The organism is Streptomyces sp. SudanB182_2057 (assembly GCF_964272715.1).
GTDB lineage: Bacteria > Actinomycetota > Actinomycetes > Streptomycetales > Streptomycetaceae > Streptomyces > Streptomyces rubradiris.
Genome location: NZ_OZ186798.1, coordinates 5,960,775 through 5,985,311, shown reverse-complemented (window position 1 = coordinate 5,985,311; position 24,537 = coordinate 5,960,775). Strand labels below are relative to the sequence as shown.

25 protein-coding genes are annotated in these 24,537 nt (G+C 72.2%); 12 read left to right on the top strand and 13 right to left on the bottom strand.

The window, feature by feature from the left end; all coding sequences use genetic code 11:
- Positions 1-19: 19 nt before the first annotated feature.
- Positions 20-640, bottom strand: a complete 621-nt coding sequence (gene ctaE, locus ACSURM_RS26500; RefSeq protein ID WP_030783240.1) for an aa3-type cytochrome oxidase subunit III — start codon at positions 638-640, stop codon at positions 20-22.
- A gap of 154 nt (positions 641-794) precedes the next feature.
- Here ctaE and ACSURM_RS26495 point away from each other — a divergent pair, with 154 nt between their 5' ends.
- Positions 795-1,196 carry a hypothetical protein gene (locus ACSURM_RS26495; RefSeq protein WP_436958254.1) on the top strand — a complete coding sequence of 134 codons (402 nt, stop codon included), beginning with the start codon at positions 795-797 and terminating at the stop codon, positions 1,194-1,196.
- Positions 1,197-1,300: 104 nt separating this feature from the next.
- Here ACSURM_RS26495 and ACSURM_RS26490 read toward each other — a convergent pair whose 3' ends face one another.
- From ACSURM_RS26490 to ctaC, 4 genes are all read right to left on the bottom strand, one after another.
- Positions 1,301-2,563: an Ig-like domain-containing protein gene (locus ACSURM_RS26490; RefSeq protein WP_436958253.1), complete on the bottom strand. Its 1,263-nt coding sequence runs from the start codon at positions 2,561-2,563 to the stop codon at positions 1,301-1,303.
- Between the two features lie 130 nt (positions 2,564-2,693).
- Positions 2,694-3,092, bottom strand: coding sequence for a cytochrome c oxidase subunit 4 (locus tag ACSURM_RS26485; RefSeq protein WP_030616654.1), 399 nt, complete (start codon positions 3,090-3,092; stop codon positions 2,694-2,696).
- The gene (gene ctaD / locus ACSURM_RS26480; protein ID WP_436958252.1) at positions 3,089-4,822 is read right to left on the bottom strand and encodes an aa3-type cytochrome oxidase subunit I; all 1,734 of its coding nucleotides are present in this window, start codon (positions 4,820-4,822) and stop codon (positions 3,089-3,091) included. The genes ACSURM_RS26485 and ctaD overlap by 4 nt, the downstream gene beginning before the upstream one ends.
- On the bottom strand, positions 4,819-5,778 hold the full coding sequence (gene ctaC, locus ACSURM_RS26475; RefSeq protein ID WP_391337388.1) for an aa3-type cytochrome oxidase subunit II: 960 nt from the start codon (positions 5,776-5,778) through the stop codon (positions 4,819-4,821). The genes ctaD and ctaC overlap by 4 nt, the downstream gene beginning before the upstream one ends.
- A gap of 258 nt (positions 5,779-6,036) precedes the next feature.
- On the opposite strand from ctaC, the gene ACSURM_RS26470 reads away from it, so the two are divergent.
- Complete coding sequence (locus ACSURM_RS26470; protein ID WP_436958251.1) at positions 6,037-7,413, top strand: cysteine desulfurase/sulfurtransferase TusA family protein; 1,377 nt, start codon at positions 6,037-6,039, stop codon at positions 7,411-7,413.
- Between the two features lie 14 nt (positions 7,414-7,427).
- On the opposite strand, the gene ACSURM_RS26465 is transcribed toward ACSURM_RS26470, so the two are convergent.
- Complete coding sequence (locus tag ACSURM_RS26465; protein WP_436958250.1) at positions 7,428-8,402, bottom strand: carbohydrate kinase family protein; 975 nt, start codon at positions 8,400-8,402, stop codon at positions 7,428-7,430.
- Between the two features lie 129 nt (positions 8,403-8,531).
- Between ACSURM_RS26465 and ACSURM_RS26460 the strand changes: the two genes are divergently transcribed.
- Positions 8,532-8,741, top strand: coding sequence for a hypothetical protein (locus ACSURM_RS26460; protein ID WP_436958249.1), 210 nt, complete (start codon positions 8,532-8,534; stop codon positions 8,739-8,741).
- Positions 8,742-8,839: 98 nt separating this feature from the next.
- Positions 8,840-10,303 (top strand): hypothetical protein, encoded by a 1,464-nt coding sequence (locus tag ACSURM_RS26455; protein ID WP_436958248.1) that lies wholly within the window; start codon positions 8,840-8,842, stop codon positions 10,301-10,303.
- Between the two features lie 107 nt (positions 10,304-10,410).
- On the opposite strand, the gene ACSURM_RS26450 is transcribed toward ACSURM_RS26455, so the two are convergent.
- Entirely contained in the window at positions 10,411-10,767 is a 357-nt protein-coding gene (locus tag ACSURM_RS26450) for an iron-sulfur cluster assembly accessory protein (protein ID WP_030340884.1), read from the bottom strand.
- Between the two features lie 264 nt (positions 10,768-11,031).
- On the opposite strand from ACSURM_RS26450, the gene nadA reads away from it, so the two are divergent.
- Positions 11,032-12,216 carry a quinolinate synthase NadA gene (gene nadA, locus ACSURM_RS26445; RefSeq protein WP_436958247.1) on the top strand — a complete coding sequence of 395 codons (1,185 nt, stop codon included), beginning with the start codon at positions 11,032-11,034 and terminating at the stop codon, positions 12,214-12,216.
- Positions 12,217-12,358: 142 nt separating this feature from the next.
- Here the strand turns inward: nadA and ACSURM_RS26440 are convergent, their stop codons facing one another.
- Positions 12,359-13,039, bottom strand: coding sequence for a response regulator (locus ACSURM_RS26440; protein ID WP_436958246.1), 681 nt, complete (start codon positions 13,037-13,039; stop codon positions 12,359-12,361).
- Positions 13,036-14,253, bottom strand: coding sequence for a sensor histidine kinase (locus tag ACSURM_RS26435; RefSeq protein ID WP_436958245.1), 1,218 nt, complete (start codon positions 14,251-14,253; stop codon positions 13,036-13,038). The genes ACSURM_RS26440 and ACSURM_RS26435 overlap by 4 nt, the downstream gene beginning before the upstream one ends.
- 162 nt (positions 14,254-14,415) lie before the next feature.
- Between ACSURM_RS26435 and ACSURM_RS26430 the strand changes: the two genes are divergently transcribed.
- Entirely contained in the window at positions 14,416-14,907 is a 492-nt protein-coding gene (locus tag ACSURM_RS26430; RefSeq protein ID WP_436958244.1) for an EF-hand domain-containing protein, read from the top strand.
- 19 nt (positions 14,908-14,926) lie between these two features.
- Here ACSURM_RS26430 and pspAA read toward each other — a convergent pair whose 3' ends face one another.
- Both pspAA and ACSURM_RS26420 read right to left on the bottom strand, forming a co-directional pair.
- Complete coding sequence (gene pspAA / locus ACSURM_RS26425; RefSeq protein ID WP_436958243.1) at positions 14,927-15,205, bottom strand: PspA-associated protein PspAA; 279 nt, start codon at positions 15,203-15,205, stop codon at positions 14,927-14,929.
- Positions 15,206-15,238: 33 nt separating this feature from the next.
- On the bottom strand, positions 15,239-16,033 hold the full coding sequence (locus ACSURM_RS26420) for a PspA/IM30 family protein (protein WP_436958242.1): 795 nt from the start codon (positions 16,031-16,033) through the stop codon (positions 15,239-15,241).
- 284 nt (positions 16,034-16,317) lie between these two features.
- Between ACSURM_RS26420 and ACSURM_RS26415 the strand changes: the two genes are divergently transcribed.
- The 3 genes from ACSURM_RS26415 (at position 16,318) to ACSURM_RS26405 (ending at position 18,835) form a co-directional block, all read left to right on the top strand.
- Complete coding sequence (locus tag ACSURM_RS26415; protein WP_436958241.1) at positions 16,318-16,914, top strand: DUF3043 domain-containing protein; 597 nt, start codon at positions 16,318-16,320, stop codon at positions 16,912-16,914.
- An 83-nt stretch (positions 16,915-16,997) separates the two neighbouring features.
- On the top strand, positions 16,998-17,699 hold the full coding sequence (locus tag ACSURM_RS26410; RefSeq protein WP_289970452.1) for a class I SAM-dependent methyltransferase: 702 nt from the start codon (positions 16,998-17,000) through the stop codon (positions 17,697-17,699).
- 56 nt (positions 17,700-17,755) lie between these two features.
- Entirely contained in the window at positions 17,756-18,835 is a 1,080-nt protein-coding gene (locus tag ACSURM_RS26405) for a S1C family serine protease (RefSeq protein ID WP_436958240.1), read from the top strand.
- Between the two features lie 73 nt (positions 18,836-18,908).
- Here the strand turns inward: ACSURM_RS26405 and ACSURM_RS26400 are convergent, their stop codons facing one another.
- Complete coding sequence (locus ACSURM_RS26400; RefSeq protein WP_436958239.1) at positions 18,909-19,124, bottom strand: hypothetical protein; 216 nt, start codon at positions 19,122-19,124, stop codon at positions 18,909-18,911.
- A gap of 79 nt (positions 19,125-19,203) precedes the next feature.
- On the opposite strand from ACSURM_RS26400, the gene ACSURM_RS26395 reads away from it, so the two are divergent.
- Positions 19,204-20,406 (top strand): bifunctional adenosylcobinamide kinase/adenosylcobinamide-phosphate guanylyltransferase, encoded by a 1,203-nt coding sequence (locus tag ACSURM_RS26395; RefSeq protein WP_359042608.1) that lies wholly within the window; start codon positions 19,204-19,206, stop codon positions 20,404-20,406.
- A 38-nt stretch (positions 20,407-20,444) separates the two neighbouring features.
- Here ACSURM_RS26395 and ACSURM_RS26390 read toward each other — a convergent pair whose 3' ends face one another.
- A complete protein-coding gene (locus tag ACSURM_RS26390; protein ID WP_436958237.1) occupies positions 20,445-21,428 on the bottom strand; it encodes a class I SAM-dependent methyltransferase in 984 nt (327 codons plus the stop codon).
- Positions 21,429-21,561: 133 nt separating this feature from the next.
- Here ACSURM_RS26390 and cobT point away from each other — a divergent pair, with 133 nt between their 5' ends.
- The gene (gene cobT, locus ACSURM_RS26385; RefSeq protein ID WP_436958236.1) at positions 21,562-22,671 is read left to right on the top strand and encodes a nicotinate-nucleotide--dimethylbenzimidazole phosphoribosyltransferase; all 1,110 of its coding nucleotides are present in this window, start codon (positions 21,562-21,564) and stop codon (positions 22,669-22,671) included.
- A gap of 59 nt (positions 22,672-22,730) precedes the next feature.
- A complete protein-coding gene (locus ACSURM_RS26380; RefSeq protein WP_436958235.1) occupies positions 22,731-24,530 on the top strand; it encodes a phosphatidylglycerol lysyltransferase domain-containing protein in 1,800 nt (599 codons plus the stop codon).
- The last annotated feature ends 7 nt before the right edge of the window (positions 24,531-24,537 follow it).

Below are 24,537 nucleotides of genomic sequence, written 5' to 3'. Positions count from 1 at the left end.
ATGTGCGGGAGCGATCCCGCTACTTGATCAGGTAGATCGTGGCGAAGAGGCCGATCCAGACGACATCGACGAAGTGCCAGTAGTAGGACACGACGATGGCGGCGGTCGCCTGCTCGTGAGTGAACCTCTTGGCCATGTAGGTACGGCCGAGGACCAGCAGGAAGGCGATGAGGCCGCCCGTCACGTGCAGGCCGTGGAAGCCGGTGGTCAGGTAGAACACCGAGCCGTACGGGTCCGAGGACAGCGAGATGCCGTCCTTCTTCACCAGCTCGGTGTACTCGTAGATCTGACCGCCGATGAAGATCGCACCCATGATGAAGGTGATGATGAACCAGCCACGGAGCTTCTTCACATCGCCGCGCTCGGCGGCGAACACGCCGAGCTGGCAGGTGAGGGAGGAGAGCACCAGGATCGTGGTGTTCGTCGCGGAGAAGGGCACGTTGAGCGCGTGCGCCATCTCCTTCCAGTGATCCGGTCCGGTCACCGACCGGAGGGTGAAGTACATCGCGAAGAGGGCCGCGAAGAACATCAGCTCGGAACTCAGCCAGATGATGGTTCCGACGCTGGTGAGGTTCGGCCTATTGACCGACGGGTGCGCGTGCCCGGTTTCTACTGTCGTTGCTGTCGCCACGACCGACATTATGTCGGTCGCTTATCTCGCGCTCACTCCGGGGGGTGCCGTTCGGAGTGTTGCCGCCCGCCGAACCGGTGCTGACGTGGTGTTCGGGGGAGTAGCATCCGCCCAGACGGCCCTGCCCGTCCCGTCCGTACGACGCCGACGTCCCGGAGGAACAATGCAGCCGACCGCCACGGTGCTGGTCTATAGCGACGACTCCAACACTCGCGAGCAAGTACGGCTGGCCGCCGGGCGCCGGCCCGCCCCCGACGTGCCCCTGGTGGAGTTCGTGGAGTGCGCCACCCCCGACGCGGTGGTGCGGGAGCTGGACAAGGGGGGCATCGACGTCTGCGTGCTGGACGGCGAGGCCGTGCCGATGGGCGGCATGGGCGTGTGCCGGCAGATCAAGGACGAGGTGTTCGGCTGCCCGCCGGTGCTGCTGCTCATGGGACGGCCGCAGGACGCGTGGCTGGCCACGTGGAGCCGCGCGGACGCGGCTGTGACGCTGCCGGTGGACCCCGTGGAGTTCGCCTCCGCACTGGCCTCTCTGCTGCGCCAGAAGAGGCTTGTGGGCGCGTAGGAGGGGGGCCGGTAGCGCCTGGGAGCTCGGGGCGCGGAGGAGCGTGCGCGAGTGCGGGCCGGTGGGGCCTTCTCGCGCCGTTCCCCGCGCCCCTCTCGGGGCGCTTACGCGGCCCTCGGCTGTAGGCGCACCGCCTCTGCCGGGGGCGGGCCGTCCGGGGCCTTGTTCGTCAGGGCGCTGCCCGTGCGCCACTTCTTCCAGTCGACGTTCCAGTCGCCGAAGCCGTTGCCGAAGGGCTCCATGGTCTGGCCCTGGGAGTTGACGACCTTGACGATGTCGCCCTCGCGGATGTTGTCGTAGAGCCACTCGGCGTTGGACGTGCTCATCCCGACGCAGCCGTGGCTGACGTTCTCGTAGCCCTGCGAGCCGACGGACCAGGGCGCGGCGTGGACGTACTCGCCGGACCAGGTGACCCGGGTGGCGTAGTACACCGGCAGGTCGTAGGAGTCCGAGGTGCCCTCGGCGATGCCGACGGTGGTGCCGCGCATCCGTACGAAGTACTGCTTCTCCAGTACGACCTTGACGCCGTTGCGGGTCTCGAAGCCCGCCTTGCCGGCGGTGACCGGGATCTGCTCGATGGGCTGGTCGTTCCTGTAGTACGTCAGCTGGTGGGCGGCGGCGTCCGCGACGACCTCGACCTTGTCCCCCGTGGTGATCTTCAGCGGCTTCGACTTCGCGCCCCACAGCCGGTCGCCCACGCGGACGCCCTCCAGGTTGCTGTGCACCCGGATGGTCGCGTGGGCCGGCCAGTACTCCTTGGGCCGGTAGTGGAGTTCCTTGTCGTTCACCCAGTACCAGGAGCCCGGCACGGCCGGCAGGGACTCCACCCGCAGGGCACGCTCCACGACGGCGCGCTGCGCCTTGTCCTTGACCCCCTGGTCCAGTTGGGCCGTGATGGGCTGTCCGACGCCGTAGGTGCCCGCGCCCGGCCCGAAGGCGACGTTCAGGCGCTTCTTGCCGGCGGGCTCGCCGGTGTCGAACGCGAGGGTCTTGCGGCCGGGCGCGCCGTCCTCGTCCTCGGTGCTCACCGTGACCGTGTAGTGGGCGCCGGCGGCCAGCGGGGAGGTGCTGTGCCAGCGGCTGCCGTCGGCGGCCAGTTCGCCCGTCACATAGCGCCCTGTGGAGTCCCGGGCGGTGACGTCCGTGATCCGGCCCTCACCGCTGTTGGCGGTGACCTCCAGGGGCTTGTCCGGGTCGGCTCGCTTGCCCGCTTCGGTGGGGCCGTTGAAGGAGATCAGGTCCGCTGCGTCGTACGGCCTGGCCGACAGGGGGTTGCCGTCCGAACCGCAGGCGGTGACGCCCGCCCCGAGGGCAATCACCAGCAGGGTGCAGCCGACGACGGTACGGGTCCGCACAGTGTGGTTCATGCGATCACGTTATGAGATCAAATGATTACCGGCACGGTGGGTCATTCATCCGAGCGAACGATGCTCCGGCAAACGAGGAGAGCCCGGACCCTCCGTGAGGAAGGTCCGGGCTCCCGGTGCGTCCGGCGCCCTACTGGGTCCGGTTCTCACCGTGGTAGTACTCGAACACCCAACCGAACAGGCCGATCAGGATGAACGGGGCGGAGAAGTAGATCAGCCACCAGCCGACCGCGATGCTGAGGAAGGCGATCGCGCCGCCGAAGCCCAGCATGAGCGGCTGCCAGCTGTGCGGGCTGAAGAAGCCCAGCTCGCCCGCGTCGTCCGCGACGTCGGCCTCCTTGTCGTCCTGGGCGCCCGCGTCGACCCGCCGGGCGGTGAAGCCCAGGTAGAAGCCGATCATGACGGCCAGGCCGAAGGCCAGGAAGAGCGCGGTGGTACCGGCCGGCTCCTTCGACCACACGCCATACACGATGGCCATGATCAGGATGAAGACGCTCAGCCAGATGAACATCCGACCCTGGATCTTCACTTGCCGGCCTCCTTGCTGCCCGCGACGGCGGTGCCGTGACCGGCGTGCTCGAGCTGCTCGAGCGCGGCGATCTCGGGGTGGTGCAGATCGAACGCCGGGGATTCGCTGCGGATCCGCGGCAGGGTGAGGAAGTTGTGCCGCGGCGGCGGGCAGGAGGTCGCCCACTCCAGGGAGCGGCCGTAGCCCCACGGGTCGTCCACGCCGACCGGCTTGCCGTACTTGGCCGTCTTCCAGACGTTGTAGAGGAACGGCAGGATCGACAGGCCGAGCAGGAAGGAGCTGATGGTCGACACCGTGTTCAGCGCGGTGAAGCCGTCGGCGTTCAGGTAGTCGGCGTACCGGCGCGGCATGCCCTCGGCGCCCAGCCAGTGCTGGACCAGGAAGGTGCCGTGGAAGCCGATGAACAGCGTCCAGAAGGTGATCTTGCCGAGGCGCTCGTCCAGCATCTTGCCGGTCCACTTCGGCCACCAGAAGTGGAAGCCGGAGAACATGGCGAAGACGACCGTACCGAAGACCACGTAGTGGAAGTGGGCCACCACGAAGTACGAGTCGGAGACGTGGAAGTCCATCGGCGGCGAGGCCAGGATGACACCGGTCAGACCACCGAACGTGAAGGTGATCAGGAAGCCGGTGGCCCAGAGCATCGGCGTCTCGAAGGACAGCGAGCCCTTCCACATCGTGCCGATCCAGTTGAAGAACTTCACACCGGTCGGCACGGCGATCAGGAAGGTCATGAAGGAGAAGAAGGGCAGCAACACCCCGCCGGTGACGTACATGTGGTGGGCCCACACGGTCACGGACAGACCGGCGATCGCGATCGTCGCGGCGATCAGGCCCATGTAGCCGAACATCGGCTTGCGGGAGAACACCGGGATGACTTCGGAGATGATGCCGAAGAACGGCAGGGCGATGATGTACACCTCTGGGTGTCCGAAGAACCAGAAGAGGTGTTGCCACAGCAGTGCGCCGCCGTTGGCCGCGTCGAAGATGTGGGCGCCGAACTTACGGTCCGCCTCCAGGGCGAACAGCGCGGCGGCCAGCACCGGGAAGGCCAGCAGGACCAGCACACCGGTCAGCAGCACGTTCCACACGAAGATCGGCATGCGGAACATGGTCATGCCCGGGGCACGCATGCAGATGATCGTGGTGATGAAGTTGACCGAGCCGAGGATCGTGCCGAAGCCGGAGAAGGCCAGACCCATGATCCACATGTCGGCGCCGACGCCCGGCGAGCGGACCGCGTCCGACAGCGGGGAGTAGGCGAACCAGCCGAAGTCGGCGGCACCCTGCGGGGTGAGGAAGCCGGCCACCGCGATGAGCGAGCCGAACAGGTACAGCCAGTAGGCGAACATGTTCAGCCGCGGGAACGCCACGTCGGGCGCGCCGATCTGGAGCGGCATGATCCAGTTCGCGAAACCGGCGAACAGCGGCGTCGCGAACATCAGCAGCATGATCGTGCCGTGCATCGTGAACGCCTGGTTGAACTGCTCGTTCGACATGATCTGCAGGCCCGGACGGGCCAGCTCGGCGCGCATGACGAGCGCCATCACGCCACCGATCAGGAAGAACGCGAACGACGTCGCCAGATACAGCGTGCCGATCGTCTTGTGGTCGGTGGTCGTCAGCCACTTCACCACGACATTGCCGGGTTGCTTGCGCCTGACCGGCAGCTCGTCGGCGTACGAGCCTTCAGCTGCCGCGGCACCCTGGGGTTCGTTGAGGATGCTCACAGGTTGTTCGTCTCCCGGTTCTTCTCGTGGCTCGTCTGCGCGATGCCGGCGGGAATGTAACCGGTCTGCCCCTTCTTGGCGAGGTCCTTGAGGTGCTGCTCGTAACGCTCGGGGGAGACGACCTTCACGTTGAACAGCATCCGGGAGTGGTCGACGCCGCAGAGCTCGGCGCACTTGCCGAGGAAGGTGCCCTCCTGGTTGGGGGTCACCTGGAAGGCGTTGGTGTGGCCCGGGATGACGTCCTGCTTCATGAGGAACGGCACCACCCAGAAGGAGTGGATGACGTCACGCGAGGTCAGGACGAAGCGGACCGTCTTGCCCTTGGGGAGCCAGAGCGTCGGACCGGGGTTGTTCGTCTGCGGGTTCCGCGTGCCGGGCGTACCGACGTCGTAGACGCCGCCGGCGTTCGCCGGGAATTCCTTCTTGAACCGGTCCGGAATGGCGTCCAGGTTCTTGTCGGTCTTGGCATCGCCGGTGGAACCGGGGACGTTCTCGATGTAGTTGAAGCCCCAGCTCCACTGGAAGCCGACCACGTTGACCGTGACGTCGGGCTTCTTGGAGGTGTCCAGGAGCTTCGACTCGTCCCGGGCCGTGAAGTAGAAGAGCACCGAGATGATGATGATCGGGACCACGGTGTACAGGGCCTCGATCGGCATGTTGTACCGGGTCTGCGGAGGAACCTCGACCTTGGTGCGGCTGCGCCGGTGGAAGAAAGCACTCCACAGGATCAGGCCCCACACCAGCACGCCGACGGCGAGCGCGGCAGCCCAGGAGCCCTGCCACAGGGAGAGGATCCGCGGAGCCTCTTCCGTGGTCGGGGTGGGCATGCCAAGGCGGGGGAAGTCCTTGTATGTGCAACCGGTTGCGGTCGCCAGGACCAGGCCCGCGGTCAGTGCCTGCAGCAGCTTCCGCCGCATCGGGCGCCGCGGCGAGCGGTCGGAGCCGTTGGGACTCACGTAGCGCCTTCCCGAGAGTCTCGCCCGCGCGGTCGGCTGCGGCCTTCTCGCTGGTCGGTCGCCGCCCTGCGTCGGGCAGGGGTTTGGATGTTTATGCGGACCAAACCCTAGCCCACCCTCTCCGAGGGTTCGCGAGGAGGGGTGCCTACTAGGTGGGGTGGTTCGCTTGATTGGCGGCTGCGGGTGCGTTGTGGCTGGTCGCGCCGTTCCCCGCGCCCCTTCGGGGCGCTGCCCTGACCGGCGGTTTAGCGTTGCCGTATGGCCTACTTTGACGCTGCCTCCGCCGTTCCTCTTCACCCTGTTGCCCGACAAGCTCTGTTGGCCTCCCTGGATGAAGGATGGGCCGATCCCGCGCGGCTGTACCGGGAGGGGCGCAAGGCTCGGATGTTGCTGGACGCGGCCCGGGAGGCGGCCGCGGAGGCCGTCGGCTGCCGGGCCGACGAGGTGGTGTTCACGCCGTCCGGGACGCGGGCCGTACACACCGGTATCGCGGGGGCGTTGGCCGGGCGGCGACGGGTGGGACGCCACCTGATCGTGTCAGCCGTCGAACATTCCTCCGTACTCCATTCGGCGGAGGTGTGGGAGGCGGACGGCGGGACCGTCACCCAGGTGGCCGTCAACCGGGCGGGAGCCGTCGACCCTTCGGGGTACGCGGAGGCGCTCCGGGCCGACACCGCGCTGGCCTGCCTCCAGTCGGCCAACCACGAGGTGGGCACCGAGCAGCCGGTGGCCGAGGTGGCCGAGGTGTGCCGGGCCGCCGGGGTGCCGCTGCTGGTGGACGCGGCGCAGTCGCTGGGCTGGGGGCCGGTCGGGGGCGACTGGTCGCTGCTGACGGCCAGCGCGCACAAGTGGGGCGGGCCCTCGGGGGTCGGGCTGCTCGCCGTCCGCAAGGGGGTGCGGTTCGCCGCCCAAGGGCCGGTGGACGAGCGGGAGTCGGGCCGGGCGCCCGGTTTCGAGAACATCCCGGGCATCGTGGCGGCCGTGGCCTCGCTGCGCGCGGTACGGGCCGAGGCGGCCCGGGAGGCGGTACGGCTGCGGGAGCTGACGGAGCGGATCCGGGCCCGGGTGCCGGAGCTGGTGCCGGACGTGGAGGTGGTCGGCGACGCCGGGCGCCGGCTGCCCGGGATCGTCACCTTCTCCTGCCTCTACGTCGACGGCGAGGCCCTGCTGCACGAGCTGGACCGGGCCGGCTTCTCGGTCTCCTCCGGCTCCTCGTGCACGTCCGGCACACTGACGCCCAGCCATGTGCTGAGGGCGATGGGGGTGCTGAGCGAGGGCAACGTCCGGGTGTCGCTGCCGCCCGGCACGGCGGAGGAGGACGTGGAGCGGTTCCTTCAGGTGCTGCCGGGGGCGGTGGCGGGCGTCCGGGAGAAGCTGGGCGCACCGGCCCCGGCGACGGCCGTCCGGGCGGCGGAGCTGGTCGTCGACTCCCTCGGCAAGCGCTGCCCGATCCCGGTCATCGAACTGGCGAAGGTGTTCGGCGGGGTCCCGGTGGGCGGGCTCGTACGGGTCCTGTCGGACGACGAGGCCGCCCGCCTGGACATCTCGGCGTGGTGCCAGATGCGGGGGCAGGAGTACGTGGGCGAGGAACCGGCGGAGCGGGGTACGGCGTACCTGGTCCGCCGGGTGAGCTGAACGCCCGGGAGACCTCAGGCGAGGTGGGTCCGGACTTCCTCCCCCGCCTCGTCGCCGTACGCCTTCACGAACCGCTCCATGAAGTGGGTCCGCCGCAGCTGGTACTCCTGCGTCCCCACGGTCTCGATGACCAGCGTGGCGAGCATGCAGCCGATCTGCGCCGCGCGCTCCAGCGAGACGCCCCAGGCCAGGCCGGACAGGAACCCGGCGCGGAAGGCGTCGCCGACGCCCGTGGGGTCGGCCTTGCGGTCCTCCTCGGGGACGCCGACCTCGATCGGGTCCGCGCCGGTCCGCTCGATGCGCACGCCCCGCGAGCCGAGGGTGGTGACCCGGTGGCCGACCTTGGAGAGGATCTCCGCGTCGCTCCAGCCGGTCTTGGACTCGATGAGCCCCTTCTCGTACTCGTTGGAGAAGAGGTAGGTCGCGCCCTCCAGCAGTATCCGGATCTCCTCGCCCTCCATGCGGGCGATCTGCTGGGAGAAGTCGGCGGCGAACGGGATGTTCCGGGAGCGGCACTCCTCGGTGTGGCGGAGCATCGCCTCGGGGTCGTCGGCGCCGATGAGGACCAGGTCGAGGCCGCCGACGCGGTCCGCGACGGTCTTCAGCTCGATGAGGCGGGCCTCGCTCATCGCGCCGGTGTAGAAGGAGCCGATCTGGTTGTGGTCGGCGTCGGTGGTGCACACGAAGCGGGCGGTGTGCAGGGTCTCGGAGATGCGGACCGAGTCGGTGTCCACACCGTGCCGGTCGAGCCAGGCCCGGTATTCGTCGAAGTCGAAGCCGGCGGCGCCGACCAGGATCGGGCGGGTGCCGAGCTGGCCCATGCCGAAGGCGATGTTGGCGGCGACGCCACCGCGGCGGACGTCGAGGTTGTCGACCAGGAAGGAGAGCGAAACCGTGTGCAGCTGGTCCGCGACGAACTGGTCGGCGAAGCGGCCGGGGAAGGTCATGAGGTGGTCGGTGGCGATGGAGCCGGTGACTGCGATGCGCACGACGGGGATTCTCCTGGGGAGGCTGGGTTGACAGTTCACGCTACCGGTTCGGCCGCCCTCGCTGAAGCTGACGAAACTACCCGATAGTAGATCTTTCTTCGCGGCCCGTGCCGTGCGTACGGTGCGCTCATGACGAACCCCGAGGTCCACTTCTCCGCCCCGGCCGAGCCCGACGGCGGCCTCGCCTCCCTGTGGGGCGACTGCGCCCGGATGGTTCCGCACTGGGCGGCCCCGGAGCGGGCCGAGTCCCGTCCGGTGTCCCCGTCCCGCATCCACGGGGTGTCCGTGCCGGCGCGGTCCGCCCGGCTGCTGGACGCGATGTCGGACTACGGCGACTGACCCGGGGCGAGGGCCCGGGAACCGCGCGCCGCCGTTCCGCGTCCCATCGCCGTCCCCCGCGCGGGGGGCGCGGGACACGACCAGCGAGGAGCGATGCGGTGAACACCGAGCACCCTGACAGCGCCCCGGAGCGCCACGGGACCGGGCGGACGAGGCGGCGCCCCACCGCGCTCGTCGTCTCCGTCGCCACCGCCGCCGTGCTGCTCGTCGGCGGCGCCGGGGCCTACCTGGGGGCCGGCGGCCAGGGCGAGTCCACGGACGACCCGGCCGCGCCCGCGGGGGCCCGTACTCCCCCGCCGCTCGTCCTGGACGGCTGGACCGGTTCCGGCACGGGCACCGGTTCCGGTTCCGGTTCCGGTTCCGGTTCCGGCGGTATCGCGCCCGGCGAGCCCGACCCGTCCGGCGCCCGGTACGTGGCCGCCGGGGAGCTGCCGGAGGGACCCGGCTCGGCACCGGTGTACGAGCCGGGGGCCGAGGTCGGCCGGGAGCGGGTGGCACGCCTGGCGCGGGCGCTCGGCATGGACGGGACCCCGGTGGCCGGGGGACGGAGCTGGCGGGTCGGCGGCCAGGACGGCTTCGGGCCTTCCCTGACGGTGCGTCGGGACGCCCCGGGCGGCTGGACGTACAGCCGGTACGCGCCCGGCACCGACGACTGCCGCAAGGTGACCGTCTGCTCCCCGGACCCGGGCACCCCGGCCGGCGGTCCGGTGAGCGTGGCCGACGCCGAGCGGGCGGCGAAGCCGGTGCTGGAGGCGGCCGGACTGGAGGGCGCGCGGACCGACGCGAGCCGGGTGACGGGCGGCGGGCGGGTGGTGACCGCCGACCCGGTGGTGGGCGGGCTGCCCACGTACGGCTGGACGACCGGCCTGACCGTCGGCCGCGGGGGCGAGTTGCTCGCCGGTCACGGAGTGCTGGCGGCGCCGGTGAAGGGGGACACGTATCCGGTGCTGGGCGCGGCGCGCGTGCTGGAGCTGATGAACGGGACGGCCGGGGGCGGCCACCGGGCGGGGATCGGCGGGTGCGCGAGCCCGGTGCCGCTGAAGGACCGGCTGGAGGAGCCGTGCGGAGCGTCCACGGGGGTGCCGAAGCGGACGCGGGGGACGGTCACCGTGGACGAGGCGGTGTTCGGGCTGGCCGCGCACTCCGTGGGCGGGCGGCAGACTCTGGTGCCGTCCTGGCTGTTCCGGGTGCGGGGGGCCGGTGGGGGCGAGGCGGTCACGGTGACGTATCCGGCGGTCGACCCGGCGTACCTGGCGTCCGCGTCCGTCTCCTCCGCGCCGGCGCCGTCCGGGAAGAGCGGGAGCGGGCCGGTGACCTCGTACTCGGCGGACGGGCGGAGGCTGAGCGTGCGGTTCGCGGGCGGGGTGTGCGCCGACCACCGGGTCTCGGCGCGGGAGAGCGGCGACCGGGTGACGGTGACGGTCACCGAGAGGGCTTGGCCGGACCGGATGTGCGTGATGATCGCCAAGGAGCACGTGCGGACCGTGACGCTGGACGCACCGCTGAACGGGCGGACGGTGACCGGCGCGGACGGCCGGGAGATCCCCGAGGCGGCTTCCTGACGGACGAAGGTCCTCCGGTTCCCGGAAGGTCCACCGGTTCCCGACGGACGAAGGCGGCGGCCCCCGTGGAGGGGACCGCCGCCTTCACCGTCCGGTGTCGGCTCGGCTCAGCTGAAGGAGTCGCCGCAGGCGCAGGAGCCGGTCGCGTTCGGGTTGTCGATCGTGAAGCCCTGCTTCTCGATCGTGTCCACGAAGTCGACGGTGGCGCCGCCCAGGTACGGAGCGCTCATGCGGTCCGTGACGACCTTGACCCCGCCGAAGTCCTTCACGACGTCGCCGTCGAGCGAGCGCTCGTCGAAGAAGAGCTGGTAGCGCAGGCCGGAGCAGCCGCCGGGCTGGACGGCGACGCGCAGCGCGAGGTCGTCGCGGCCTTCCTGGTCGAGCAGGGCCTTGACCTTGGCCGCGGCGGCGTCGGTCAGGATGATGCCGTCGGTGACGGTGGTGGTCTCGTCCGATACGGACATCTACATCTCTCCCGGGTTGTACGGAGACTGCTTGCCGACGAGTGCAACCGGCGCTTCCGCGGATTCATTCCGGGCCGGGCAATCGCGTTGTCGCGTTTCCTGTCGCTTCCTCATGCTCGCACATGGCCCGCCGGTGGGACAGCGGCCCGGAGAGGCGCCCCGGCGGGATTCACGTCACATCGACGCTATGGCCATCGTCAAAGTGACATGAACCGGTTATGATAGATAGCGTCAGTTAGACGAAAAGTAGAAAGGGTGCGTGTCGTGACCACCGCCCAGACCCCGGAGCTCGACGTGCAGCCGAGTCCGCTCGCCCTGCTGCTGCTCGGCCGCGAGGCCGACCCGAAGAGCGAGCGGGGCGTCGAGTGTCCCGGCGACCTGCCGTCGCCGTCCGACCCCGACCTGGTCGCACGCGCCCGCGCGGCCAAGGAGAAGCTCGGCGACAAGGTCTTCGTGCTCGGCCACCACTACCAGCGCGACGAGGTCATCCAGTTCGCCGATGTCACGGGTGACTCCTTCAAGCTGGCCCGGGACGCCGCCGCGCGCCCGGAGGCCGAGTACATCGTCTTCTGCGGTGTGCACTTCATGGCCGAGTCGGCGGACATCCTGACGTCCGACGACCAGAAGGTGGTCCTGCCCGACCTGGCCGCCGGCTGCTCCATGGCGGACATGGCGACCGCCGAGCAGGTCGCCGAGTGCTGGGACGTGCTCACCGAGGCCGGGATCGCCGAGCAGGTCGTCCCGGTCTCGTACATGAACTCCTCCGCCGACATCAAGGCCTTCACCGGCAAGCACGGCGGCACGATCTGCACCTCGTCCAACGCCAAGCGGGCGCTGGACTGGGCGTTCGAGCAGGGGGAGAAGGTGCTCTTCCTGCCGGACCAGCACCTGGGGCGCAACACCGCCGTCCGGGACATGGGGATGTCCCTGGACGACTGCGTGGTCTACAACCCGCACAAGCCGAACGGCGGCCTGACCGCCGACGAGCTGCGGGCCGCGAAGATGATCCTGTGGCGCGGCCACTGCTCGGTGCACGGCCGGTTCAGCCTGGAGTCGGTCAACGACGTGCGCGCCCGCATCCCCGGGGTGAACGTCCTGGTCCACCCGGAGTGCCGGCACGAGGTCGTGGCGGCGGCGGACTACGTCGGCTCGACCGAGTACATCATCAAGGCCCTGGAGGCCGCCCCGGCCGGTTCCAAGTGGGCCATCGGCACCGAGCTGAACCTGGTCCGGCGGCTGGCGAACCGGTTCGCGCCCGAGGGCAAGGAGATCGTCTTCCTCGACCGCACGGTCTGCTTCTGCTCGACCATGAACCGCATCGACCTGCCCCACCTGGTCTGGGCGCTGGAGTCCCTGGCCGAGGGCAACCTGGTCAACCGGATCGAGGTCGACAAGGAGACGGAGACGTTCGCCAAGCTGGCGCTGGAGCGGATGCTGGCGCTGCCGTAGCCTCCGGCCGTCCGTACGCGGAAAGGGGGGCCGCGCCTTCGGGTGCGGCCCCCCTTCACTGTCGTGGCTCAGACCCCGGCCGGCTCCGGCGTCCGCTCCGTGTCCGGCCGCCGCTTCGCCGCCCGGTACACGCGGGTGGAGATCAGTCCGTCCTCGGACGGACCAGCCCCGACTCGTAGGCGATGACCACCAGCTGCGCCCGGTCCCGCGCGCCCAGCTTGGCCATGGCCCGGTTGACGTGCGTCTTCACCGTCAGCGGGCTGACCGCCAGGCGCTCGGCGATCTCGTCGTTGGAGTGCCCGCCGGCCACTTGGACGAGGACCTCCCGCTCCCGGCCGGTGAGGGCGGCGAGCCGCTCGGCGCGGGCGGGGTCGGGCACGGCGCCGGTGTCGCCCTGGGCGAGGAAGCGGGCGATCAGGCCCTTGGTGGCGGCCGGTGAGAGCAGGGCCTCCCCGGCGGCCGCGACGCGGATGGCGGTCAGCAGCTCCTCCGGCTCGCTGCCCTTGCCGAGGAAGCCGGAGGCGCCGGCGCGCAGCGCCTGGACCACGTAGTCGTCCACCTCGAAGGTGGTCAGGATGACCACGCGGACCCGGTCCAGGGTGGGGTCGGCGCCGATCTGCCGGGTGGCGGCGAGGCCGTCGGTGCCGGGCATCCGGATGTCCATCAGGACGACGTCGGGGGCGTGCTCGCGGGCCAGCCGGACCGCCTCCGCGCCGTCGGACGCCTCCCCCACCACCTCCATGCCGGGCTCGGAGTCGACCAGCACCCGGAACGCGCTGCGCAGCAGCGCCTGGTCGTCGGCGAGCAGGACACGGATGGTCATGCGGGCTCCCCCTGGGCGGTCGTCGGGTGGACCGGCAGGATCGCATGGACGCGGAAGCCGCCGCCGGGGCGGGGTCCGGTGGTCAGGGTGCCGCCGAGGGCGGTGACCCGCTCGCGCATGCCGAGCAGCCCGTGCCCGCCGCCGTCCTCGGGCGCGCCGGGCCCGCCCGCCCCGTCGTCCAGCACGGTGACCTCCAGGTGGGGTCCGACGCGGACGACGCTCACCTCGGCCCGGGCCGCGGGACCGGCGTGTTTGCGCACGTTGGTCAGCGCCTCCTGCACGATCCGGTAGGCGGCCAGGTCTACGGCGGCGGGCAGTTCGCCGGGCCGGTCGGTGCGGGCCACCTCCACCGGCAGGCCGGCGCTGCGGAAGGTGGCCGCCAGCTCCGCCAGGCGGCTCAGGCCGGGGGCGGGCTCGGTGGGCGCCTCGGGGTCGTCGGACTGGCGCAGCAGGCCGACGGTGGCGCGCAGTTCGTTCAGCGCGCTGCGGCCGGCCTCGCGGACGTGGGCGAGGGCCTCCTTGGCCTGGTCGGGCCGCTTGTCCATGACGTGGGCGGCGACCCCGGCCTGGACGTTCACCAGGGCGATGTGGTGGGCGACGACGTCGTGCAGGTCGCGGGCGATGCGCAGGCGTTCCTCGGCGACCCTTCGGCGGGCCTCCTCCTCCCGGGTGCGTTCGGCGCGTTCGGCGCGGTCGCGGATGGCCTGCACGACCGCGCGGCGGCTGCGCACGGCGTCCCCGGCGGTGGCGCCGATGCCGGTCCAGGCGAGCACGCCCAGGTTCTCCTGGGCGTACCAGGGCAGCGGGCCGGCGAGCATGGCGGCGGCCGTCAGCACGGTCATGGTGAGCAGGCCGAGCCGCCAGGTGGTGGGGCGGTCGGTGGTCGCGGCGACGGTGTACAGGGCGACGACGGCGGACATCGCGACCGGGGCGCGCGGGTCGCCGGTGACGCACTCGACCACGGCGAGCGTGCCGGTGACGGCGAGTACGGCGCGGGGCCGGCGGCGGCGGAAGACCAGCGCGACGGCGCCGAGCAGCATCAGCAGGAGGCTGAGGGTGTCCGGGGTGCGCACGCCCCAGGTGACGCCGTGCCCGTCCTTCGGCACCACGAAGGAGCCGGCGACCATGCACACCAGGACGCCGGCGGCCAGGGCGGCGTCCAGGGCGAGGGGGTGGGCCTTCAGACCGCTCCAGGCGCGTTCGAGAGTGCTCACCCAGGAACAGTACGGCGCCCCTCGGGCCGCGTGACCCGGGCCGGAGGACGCCGGGTCGCCCGATCGGGTGATCACCGGGTGAACGCCCGTTCCGGCGCTCGGCTCCTTCGGCACTCTGAGGTCACACGTGACCGGCGAGACGCATGAGGACGGGTGAGAGCCATGGTGACCAAGGCCGAACGCGACTACTTCCAGACGCTGTTCCGGCAGCTCGACGCCGACGGGGACGGGAAGATCGCGCAGGTGGACCTCGACCAGCTGGTGCAGACGACGCTGCTGCGGTCCGGCGCCGCCCCGGGCAGCGAGCGCTGGCGGCGGGTCACCGGCCTGAGCAACCGGCTCTGGGACGGACTGCGCGCCGGGGTGGACGCCGACCAGGACGGCACGGTCTCGGCCCGCGAGTTCGTCACCGCCTACCGCCGCCCCGAGTTCCTGGAGCGGACCGCCATCCCCTTCGAGGTCGCCGTGCTGGAGATGTCCGACGAGGACGGCGACGGCAGGGTCTCGGTGGCCGAGTGGCTGGCGTGGCAGCAGGCCAAGGGGCAGCCCGTGCACGAGGCCCTGGCGGAGTTCTCGGAGATCGACGCCGACGGTGACGGGTACCTCGCCAGGAGCGAGTACGTCCTGCACCTGGAGACGCGGTACAAGTCCTAGTCCGGGGGGCCGGGCCCGGTCAGCCCGGGATGAGGCCCTCGTCGGTCAGGAGCTCCCGGACCTCTTCCAGGGTCGCGTCGGACGACGGCAGGATCAGGCCCGACGGTTCCAGCGCGGCGTCCGGGAGCGGAGCGCCGAGGCGGCGGACGGCGTCCAGCAGTGCGGTGAGCGTGCGGCGGAAGCCGTCCTCGTCGCCGCTCTCCATCTCGGCGAGCAGGTCGTCGTCCAGCCTGTTCAGTTCGGCGAGGTGGGTGTCGTCCACCCGCACCTGGCCCTCCCCCATGATCCGTACGATCATGTCGGCCTCCTCGGCTCGGGCCCCGGCGCCCGGCTACTGCTTGTCGAAGCGCGGGGTGTCCTGCGGCTGCTGCTGGGACTGCCCCTGACCGGCGCCGCCGCCCTCGATGGCCTGCTGCGGGGCGCCTCCGGCCAGCTCGGCCTTCATGCGCTGCAGTTCCAGCTCTACATCCGTACCACCGGAGAGCCGGTCCAGCTCGGCCTGGATGTCGTCCTTGTGCATGCCGGAGGGGTCGTCCAGGGCGCCGGAGGCGAGCAGCTCGTCGATGGCGCCGGCCCGGGCCTGCATCTGGGCGGTCTTGTCCTCGGCGCGCTGGATGGCGAGGCCGACGTCGCCCATCTCCTCGGAGATGCCGGAGAACGCCTCGCCGATGCGGGTCTGGGCCTGGGCGGCGGTGTAGGTGGCCTTGAGGGTCTCCTTCTTCGTGCGGAAGGCGTCCACCTTGGCCTGGAGGCGCTGGGCCGCAAGGGTCAGCTTCTCCTCCTCGCCCTGGAGGGTGGCGTGCTGCGACTCCAGGTCGGTGACCTGCTGCTGGAGCGCGGCCTTGCGGGACAGCGCCTCGCGGGCCAGGTCCTCCCGGCCGAGCGCGAGCGCCTTGCGGCCCTGGTCCTCCAGCTTGGCGGACTGCTGCTGGAGCTGGCCGAGCTGGAGCTCCAGGCGCTTGCGGCTGGTCGCCACGTCGGCGACGCCGCGCCGCACCTTCTGCAGCAGCTCCAGCTGCTTCTGGTACGAGTAGTCGAGGGTCTCGCGCGGGTCCTCGGCCCGGTCCAGGGCCTTGTTCGCCTTCGCGCGGAAGATCATCCCCATACGCTTCATGACACCGCTCATGGGCTTCGCGCGCCCCCTTCTGACGGACTCCAGCTCACCGATCCTGCGACAAGACCCACAGTACGGGCCCTGTCTCCATTACCGCACTGTTCGCGGGGCGATGCGCTCCTCCCCGAGAACGACTGCGGACCGCTCCGCTCCCGCTCAAGGAGTAGGCGACCCCACTCCCCGGTCCACCGCCGCCCGCTCCGTGTCCCCCTCTGTCCTTTTCGGACGAGCGGCGTTGCCGGATCGTTCCCCACCGGGCTGGGTCCATGCCGGTGCAGCCCTTACCCTTGGGATTTGTGTTCCGTAGCCGTGCCAAGGAAGAGAAGGCCCCCGCCACCAAGGCGGCGGTGACCGACTCCAAGCAGCCCCGTGACCCGCAGGCCCCCAAGGGCAGGCCCACGCCCAAGCGCAGTGAGGCCCGTACCCAGCGCCGCAGCGTCGCCCATACGCCGACGAACCGCAAGGAGGCCGCGAAGCGCCAGCGCGAGGAGCGGCGGCAGGCCCTGGAGCGGCAGCGCCAGGCGCTCGCCAACGGGGACGAGCGCTATCTGCCCGCCCGGGACAAGGGTCCGGTCCGCCGGTTCGCCCGGGACTGGGTCGACTCGCGGTTCAACGTGGCGGAGTTCTTCCTGCCGCTCGCCGTGATCATCCTGGTGCTGAGCGTGGTGCGGGTCGGGGCGATCCAGAGCCTGGCGCTGCTGCTGTGGCTGATCGTGATCGTGCTGATCGTGCTGGACGCGGCGGTGAGCGGCTTCCGGCTGAAGAAGCGGCTCGCGGAGCGCTTCCCGGACGAGAACACCCGCGGCGCGGTCGCCTACGCGCTGATGCGGTCCCTCCAGATGCGCCGGCTGCGCCTGCCGAAGCCGCGGGTCAAGCGCGGAGAGCGGCCCTGAGCGCCGACTCGTTCACCGGGGGCGCGTCCCCGGCCCGGCCGCACGAGCTGGGCGGGCTGCGCGACCTCGTGTCCCAGGAGCTGGTGACCCGGCAGCTGGACGAACAGATAGCCGGGCGGTTCCCGGTCGGGCGGCGGCTGCGGGTGCTCGACGTGGGGATGGGCCAGGGCGCGCAGGCGCTGCGGCTGGCCCGGCTGGGCCACGAGGTGACCGGGGTCGAACGGGACCCCAGGATGATCGCCGCCGCCCGCGCGAACCTGGCCCGGGAGCCGGAGGGCATCCGGCAGCGGGTGCGGCTGGTGCAGGGCGACGGCCGGGACACCGGGGTGCACTTCCTGCCCGGCGGCTTCGACGTGGTGCTGTGCCACGCCGTACTGATGTACGTGGAGGACCCCGATCCGCTGGTGGCGGGCCTGGCCCGGATGCTGGCCCCCGGCGGACTGCTCTCCCTCCTGGTCCGCAACGGCGACGCGCTCGCCATGCGGCCGGGTCTCGGCGGTGACTGGGCGGGCGCCCTGGCCGCCTTCGACACCACCACCTACCGCAACCGGCTGGGCCTGGACGTGCGCGCCGACCGGCTGTCCGCGCTGACCGCCACGCTCGCCGGGATCGCCGCCCCCCTGCAGGCCTGGTACGGCGTCCGGGTCTTCACGGACACGGCGGCGCACAACGCGGCGCTGCCCCAGGACCTGCCGACGCTGCTCGCGGTCGAGGAGCGGGCCGGGCGCACGGACCCCTACCGCGGGGTGGCGGCGCTGCTGCATCTGTGCGGGGTACGGGGCTGAGCCCGTTCGGGGCAAGCGCGCGGGACGGATGATCACCCTGCGGTGACACTCGGGACATGGACGCTTCCCGTATCCGCGCGCGTTCCCCCCGTACCGCCGTCTTCGCCGCCGCGCTGGCGTGCTGCGCGGCGCTCGCCACCGGCTGTACCACCGCCGCCGCCCCGGCCGGGCGGGACGTCCCGGCGAGCCCCGGGGCGGCCGTGCCGATGGCCGCGGACGATCTGCAGAGCCGGTACCTGCGCGTCATCAAGGAGGCGCTGCCCTCGGTCGTGCAGATCCAGGCGAGCCGGGACCTGGGCTCCGGGGTGGTGTACGACGGCGACGGGCACATCGTCACCAACGCGCACGTGGTGGGCTCGGAGACGACGTTCCAGGTGACCACGGCCAACAGCGAGGAGCCGCTCACCGCGCGCCTGGTCTACTCCTACCCCGAGCAGGACCTCGCCGTGATCCGGCTGGAGAAGGTGCCGGACGGGCTGCGGCCGGCGGTGTTCGGGGACTCCGGGAAGGTGGCGGTGGGCCAGATCGTGCTGGCCATGGGATCGCCGCTGGGGCTGTCGTCCAGCGTGACCCAGGGCATCGTCTCGGCGACCGGGCGGACCGTCAGCGAGGGTGACTCGGGCGGCGGCACGGGCGCGACCATCGCCAACATGGTGCAGACCTCGGCCGCGATCAACCCGGGCAACAGCGGCGGCGCCCTGGTCGACCTGGACGGGCGGGTGATCGGCATCCCGACGCTGGCGGCGGTCGACCAGAGCCTCGGCGGCGGCGCGGCGCCGGGCATCGGGTTCGCCATCCCGGCGACGATGGTGAAGACGGTCGCCGACCAGATCGTCAAGGAGGGCAAGGTCGTCGACTCCGGGCGGGCGGCCCTCGACATCACCGCGCGGACCGTCGTCGACGACCGCTACCAGCCGGTCGGGGTGGCGGTGGTCAGCGCCCGGGCGGGCGGCGCCGCCGACCGGGCGGGGCTCGGGCCCGGTGACATCATCACCAGGCTGGGCAGCCGGCGGATCACCACCGTCACCTCGCTCGCCGAGGCGCTGGCCACGGCCCGGCCGGGCCGGCGGACGACGGTGACGTTCCTGCGGGACGGCGACGAGCGCACGGCGCAGGTGACACTGGGCGAGCAGTGAGGAGAGCGGGCCCCTCCGGGAGAGCGAGGCTTTCCAGGAGAGCGGGCCCCTCCCCACCGCCCGTGCCGGTCCGTCAGGCCTGGGCGTCGGCGTGCAGGCTCATCGGCCCGTAGATCTCGGTCCCCTCCTCGAACAGCCGCACCTGGTCGGCCCCGCCCTCCAGCAGCGCCTTCCAGTTCTCGCCGATCCAGGACTCGGCATCGCCCTGCGTGGTGAACTCCTCGGGCCGGACGGCGGGCTCGACCTCCGTCCCGTCGGCCTTCTCGAACCGCCACGTCCATGCCGTCATACAGGCCTCCTTTGATCCAACACCTGCTGGCAGCCTAGCCGGAAGCGCAAGACCCACCGGGAGGGGCGAAAATCGGTCCGTGGAAATCACTCTGCTCGGTACCGGTGCCCCCGCGGGACTGCCTCGCCCCGACTGCTCCTGCGCCGTCTGCGCCACCGCGCTCGGGCCGGACGCGCGGGCCGCGACCGCGGTGCTCGTGGACGACGCGCTGCTGCTCGACCTCACGCCGGGCGCGGCGTTCGCCGCGGCGCGCGCCGGGCATTCCCTGGGCGGGGTACGGCAGGTGCTGCTGTCGCATCCGCACGACGGCCCGGCGGTGGAGGTGCCGGCCGGGCTGCCGCAGCCCGGCCGGGTCCCGGACGGCCGGGAGCTGGCGCTGCTGACGGGGCATCGGGTGCGGGCGGTGGCGATGGACGCGGGCGGCACCGGGTACGCGGTGACCGGGCCGGAGGGGCAGCGGCTGCTGTACCTGCCGCCGGGCGCGGCACCGGCCGGACTGGAACAGGCCACCGCGCAGTCCTACGACATGGTCCTCGCGGACGTCGTGGGCCGCCCGGACGCGCTCGCCCGGCTCCGGGCGGTGGGCTCGGCGGGCCCCACGACGGACGTGGTCGCCGTCCACCTGGACCACGACGTGCCGGCCGGCCCGGAGCTGCGGCGCCGGCTCGCGGCGGCCGGGGCGCGGGCGGTGCCGGACGGTACGACGCTGGTGGTCGGGGCGTACGAGGAGGTGCCGGACGTGCCGCGCCGGACGCTGGTGCTGGGCGGCGCCCGCTCGGGCAAGTCGGTGGAGGCGGAGCGGCGGCTGGAGACGTTCCCGGACGTGCTGTACGTGGCGACGGGCGGCACGCGCGCCGGGGACACCGAGTGGGCGGCACGGGTGGCCGCGCACCGGGAGCGGCGGCCGGGGTCGTGGCGTACGGCGGAGACGACCGACCTGGTGCCGCTGCTGGCCGAGGACGGGCCGCCGGTGCTGATCGACTGCCTGTCGCTGTGGCTGACGGACGCGATGGACGCCGTGGGGGCGTGGGACGACGCGGAGTGGGCGGGCGGGGGCGAGAAGCTGCTGCGGGAGCGCGTACGGGAGCTGACCGACGCGGTGCGCGCCACCCGGCGGACCGTGGTCGCGGTGTCCAACGAGGTCGGCTCGGGCATCGTCCCCGCGACCCCCTCCGGCCGCCGCTACCGCGACGAACTCGGCCGCGTGAACACGGCGTTCGCGAACGAGTGCGAACAGGTGGTGCTGGTGGTGGCGGGCCAGGCGGTGGTGCTGCGGGGGTGAGCGGCCACGGCGCACCCGCGGCCGGCGACGCGCCGCGGTTACCCTCTCCCCTTCCGCACCACCACCCGGTAGGCGTTGGAGAACCGGGTCCGCCGGAACAGCGGTGCGCCCCCGTGATCCAGGGCCGAGGCCAGCGCCGTCACCGGCGTGGCGGCCAGGTGGAGCAAGGGGTGGGCGTGGGCCAGGGACAGGGCGACGGCCGCCGACAGGTCGTAGGGGATGTGCGGGGCCGCGCGGTCCACGACGAGGATCGCGCAGCCCAGCCCGGCCAGCTCCGCGCACAGGTTGGCGCGCGGCACCAGGTGCAGATGGCGCGGCTGCCCGTAGGGGAGCCACCACCGGCCCAGCAGCGCGGCGAACACGCACGCCGGGTCCGGGACGTCGACGACCAGATGGCCGCCGGGACGCAGCACGGCCAGCGCGGCGCGGAGTTCGGCGCGCGGGTCGGGAGTGTGCTCCAGGTGGTGGAACATGGTGACCACGTCGTAGCGGGCACGCAGCCGGGCCGCCGTCCCGGGCGTCGTCAGATAGCCGCGGTGCGCCTCCTCCACCCGGCCCTCCAGCAGCGCCTGTTCGACCCGCGCCGTGGGGTCGAGCCCGTCGAAGCTCGTGTACGGGAAGAACTCCTTCGCCGCCTCGGGGAAGCGGGCGTGCCCGGTGCCGACGTCCAGCCAGCTCTCCGGTTCGCCGAGTGCCGACAGGCGCCAGGCGGTGGCCCGGTGCCGGCGCCGGACCGCGCGGGCGGACAGCACCCGGGCGGCGAACTCCTCCAGTTGCCGCTCGTAGAAGTCCCGGTGGAAGAAGGCGAGTCCCTCCGCGCTGAGCCGGGGGTTCTGGAAGGCGTGGCCGCAGTCGCCGCAGGCGTCGACGGTGAACGTGCCGGCCCGGTGGCGCAGCGGGTCGGGGGCGCGCAGCCGGGTGCGCAGGCGCCGGGAGCCGCACCAGGGGCAGTCCTCGCGGCGCGGCTCCTGGAAGGGGTCGTGGGGGGTGGTGAACTGCGGGGTGAGGGGCGAGGTCGGCATGGGCGGCTCCCTGTGCGACATTCCGCGGCAAAGCGGAACGTATGGGATGCCGATCCGAGGTGCAAAGACCCCGTGGGGGTGAGGTGGCGATGTGGCGCGGAGCGGTGCGCGGCCGGGCGGTACTGTTCGGCGAATGAGCAGCCTTAATCTGGACGACTTCACCGATCTGATCGAGCGCCCGGACGGGGGCGTACGCCGTGACGCCGAGACCCGGCGGGAGCGCCAGATCGTGCCGCCCGGGGCGCTGGGCCGCCTCGACGAGCTGGGCGAGTGGCTGGCCGCCGCGCGGGGCGAGGTGCCGGTGCGGCCGGTCGAGCGGCCGCGGGTGGTGCTCTTCGCCGGTGACCACGGCGTCGCCGGGCTGGGCGTCTCCGCGCGGCCGGCGGGCGGCGCGGAGCGGCTGGTGCGGGCGGTGCTGGAGGGCGCGAGCCCCGTCTCGGTGCTCGCCCGCCGGCTGGAGGTGCCGGTACGGGTCGTGGACATGGCGCTGGACTGCCCGCCGGACGCCTTCCCGCCGGACGTGGCGCGGCACCGGGTGCGGCGCGGCAGCGGCCGTATCGACATCGAGGACGCGCTCACCCTGGAGGAGGCGGAGGCCGCGCTGCGGGCCGGGGTCGCGGTCGCCGACGAGGAGGCCGACTCGGGCACCGATCTAGTGGTGCTCGGCGATGTGAGCGTGGGCGGGACCACGCCGGCGGCGGTGCTGATCGCCGCGCTGTGCGGCACGGACGCGTCCGTGGTGACCGGGCGCGGCGGGCTCGCGATCGACGACCTGACGTGGATGCGCAAGTGCGCGGCGATCCGGGACGCGCTCCGGCGGGCCCGGCCGGTGCTCGGCGACCAGCTCCAGTTGCTGGCGGCCGTGGGCGGGGCGGATCTGGCGGCGATGACCGGGTTCCTGCTGCAGTGCGCGGTGCGCAGGCTGCCGGTGATCCTCGACGGGGTCGTGGCCACCGCGTGCGCGCTGGTCGCCCAGCGGATCGCCTTCCGGGCGCCGGACTGGTGGCTGGCCGGGCACGCGAGCGGGGAGCCGGGGCAGGCCAAGGCGCTGGACCGGATGGCCCTGGAGCCGCTGCTGGAGCACGGGGTGAAGGTCGGCGAGGGCGTGGGCGCGCTGCTGGCGCTGCCGCTGGTGCGGGCCGCCGCCGCGCTGGCCGCGGAGCTGCCCGAGAAGGAGCCGGCGGAGGAGACCGCCGAGGAGCCGGTGGACGAGACGGCGAAGAAGGAACAGTCCGTGGACTGATGGCACAAGGCGGAGGAAAAGTGCGATTTGCAGCAATTACGCACTTATGATCCTCGCTTATGAAAGATGCCCGCATTGCCGTGCCGCGGCGGCTGAGGGCGCGGTGGGCCGCCGGGGCCTCCCGGCGGGCCGCCGCGTGCGCCGTCTGGTATCTGCGGACCGTCGCGTTCGTCAACTTCCTCAGCGCGGTGTGGGTCTCGCTCGGCCAGGACGTGCGCCGGCACAACCAGGACGACCTCTTCACGCCGTACCTGCTCACGGCCGGCTTCGCCTCCGGTGTCCTCACCGCCTTCCTGGCCATCACCATGCGCCGCCGCAAACGGGCCGCGTGGATCCTGAACCTGGTGACGAGCGGGCTCTTCCTGGCCCTGTTCGCGTTCGCCATGACCTTCCCGGAGATCCGCCGGTACGCCCAGAACTGGGTCTCCCTGGCACTGACGGCCGCCTTCGTGGGCGCGCTGCTCATCGGCCGCCGGGAGTTCTACGCCAAGGGCGACCGCGCCAACCCCCGGCTCGCGGCGACCGTGGCCGTCGGTGGCGGCCTGGCCGCGAGCCTGCTGGCCGGACTGCTGGTGACGGTCACCAACCAGGCGCCGGACGCGGCCCGCTCGACGTTCCCCGAGCGCTGGTACTACGGCACCCTGCGGCTGGTGTCGGTGGCGGCCGAGGAGTCCCGCTTCCCCGGACTCGACCCGCCCAACTGGGCGAACGTGGCCGTCAACGTGCTCAGCACCGCCCTGCTCCTCGCCGTGCTGTACGCCGCCTTCCGCTCCCGGCGCGCCGTCGACCCGCTCACCGAGGACGACGAGAAGCGGCTGCGGGAACTGCTGGAGCGGCACGGTGACCGGGACTCGCTCGGCTACTTCGCGCTGCGCCGGGAGAAGAGCGTGGTGTGGTCCCCGACCGGGAAGGCCGCCGTCGCCTACCGCGTCGTCGGCGGGGTGAGCCTGGCGTCCGGTGATCCGCTCGGGGACCCGGAGGCCTGGCCGGGGGCGATCGCGCCGTGGCTGGCCGAGGCGCGATCGCACGGGTGGATCCCGGCGGTGATGGGCGCGAGCGAGGAGGCCGGCACGGTCTACGCCCGGCACGGCCTGGACGCGCTGGAACTCGGCGACGAGGCGGTCGTGGAGGTCGCCGAGTTCACGCTGGAGGGGCGGGCCATGCGCACCGTCCGGCAGGCGTACAACCGGGTGCGGCGGGCCGGGTACCGGGTGCGCGTGCGGCGCCACGAGGACATCCCGGCGCCCGAGATGGCGTACCTCGTGGAGCGCGCCGATCACTGGCGGGACGGCGCGACCGAACGCGGCTTCAGCATGGCGCTGGGGCGGCTCGGGGACCCCCGCGACGGCCGGTGCGTGATGCTGGAGTGCGTGGACGCCGAGGGGCGGCTGCGGGCGCTGCTGTCCTTCGTGCCGTGGGGCCCGCACGGGCTGTCGCTGGACCTCATGCGGCGGGAACGGGACGTCGACGGCCACGCCAACGGGCTGACGGAGTTCATGGTCATCGAGCTGCTGCGGCGCGCCCGCGAGATCGGGATCACGCGGGTCTCGCTCAACTTCGCGATGTTCCGCTCGGTCTTCGAACGTGGCGCGCGCCTCGGTGCCGGACCGGTGCTGAGGCTGTGGCGGTCGCTGCTCGGCTTCTTCTCCCGCTGGTGGCAGATCGAGTCGCTGTACCGCGCCAACGCCAAGTACCGGCCCGGCTGGGAACCGCGGTTCCTGCTCTTCGAGAAGACCGCGGACCTGCCGCGCATCGGCCTCGCCTCCGCCCGCGCGGAGGGGTTCCTGGAGGCGCCGGGGCCGCCCGGGTGGCCGCGCCGGGGACGGCTGCGGAACGCACCGACGACCGTACGGGGATGAGGAGCAC

What these genes read in the sequence shown, in the direction of transcription:
- ACSURM_RS26460 (WP_436958249.1), top strand. Translation starts at nt 8,532, where the DNA reads ATGACGAACCCCGAGGTCCACTTCTCCGCCCCGGCCGAGCCCGACGGC.
- ACSURM_RS26390 (WP_436958237.1), bottom strand. Translation starts at nt 21,428, where the DNA reads ATGCCGACCTCGCCCCTCACCCCGCAGTTCACCACCCCCCACGACCCC.
- ACSURM_RS26450 (WP_030340884.1), bottom strand. Translation starts at nt 10,767, where the DNA reads ATGTCCGTATCGGACGAGACCACCACCGTCACCGACGGCATCATCCTG.
- ACSURM_RS26470 (WP_436958251.1), top strand. Translation starts at nt 6,037, where the DNA reads ATGGCCTACTTTGACGCTGCCTCCGCCGTTCCTCTTCACCCTGTTGCC.
- cobT (WP_436958236.1), top strand. Translation starts at nt 21,562, where the DNA reads ATGAGCAGCCTTAATCTGGACGACTTCACCGATCTGATCGAGCGCCCG.
- ctaE (WP_030783240.1), bottom strand. Translation starts at nt 640, where the DNA reads ATGTCGGTCGTGGCGACAGCAACGACAGTAGAAACCGGGCACGCGCAC.
- ACSURM_RS26440 (WP_436958246.1), bottom strand. Translation starts at nt 13,039, where the DNA reads ATGACCATCCGTGTCCTGCTCGCCGACGACCAGGCGCTGCTGCGCAGC.
- ACSURM_RS26405 (WP_436958240.1), top strand. Translation starts at nt 17,756, where the DNA reads ATGGACGCTTCCCGTATCCGCGCGCGTTCCCCCCGTACCGCCGTCTTC.
- ACSURM_RS26380 (WP_436958235.1), top strand. Translation starts at nt 22,731, where the DNA reads ATGAAAGATGCCCGCATTGCCGTGCCGCGGCGGCTGAGGGCGCGGTGG.
- ACSURM_RS26400 (WP_436958239.1), bottom strand. Translation starts at nt 19,124, where the DNA reads ATGACGGCATGGACGTGGCGGTTCGAGAAGGCCGACGGGACGGAGGTC.
- ACSURM_RS26430 (WP_436958244.1), top strand. Translation starts at nt 14,416, where the DNA reads ATGGTGACCAAGGCCGAACGCGACTACTTCCAGACGCTGTTCCGGCAG.
- pspAA (WP_436958243.1), bottom strand. Translation starts at nt 15,205, where the DNA reads ATGATCGTACGGATCATGGGGGAGGGCCAGGTGCGGGTGGACGACACC.
- ACSURM_RS26420 (WP_436958242.1), bottom strand. Translation starts at nt 16,033, where the DNA reads ATGAGCGGTGTCATGAAGCGTATGGGGATGATCTTCCGCGCGAAGGCG.
- ACSURM_RS26495 (WP_436958254.1), top strand. Translation starts at nt 795, where the DNA reads ATGCAGCCGACCGCCACGGTGCTGGTCTATAGCGACGACTCCAACACT.
- ACSURM_RS26490 (WP_436958253.1), bottom strand. Translation starts at nt 2,563, where the DNA reads ATGAACCACACTGTGCGGACCCGTACCGTCGTCGGCTGCACCCTGCTG.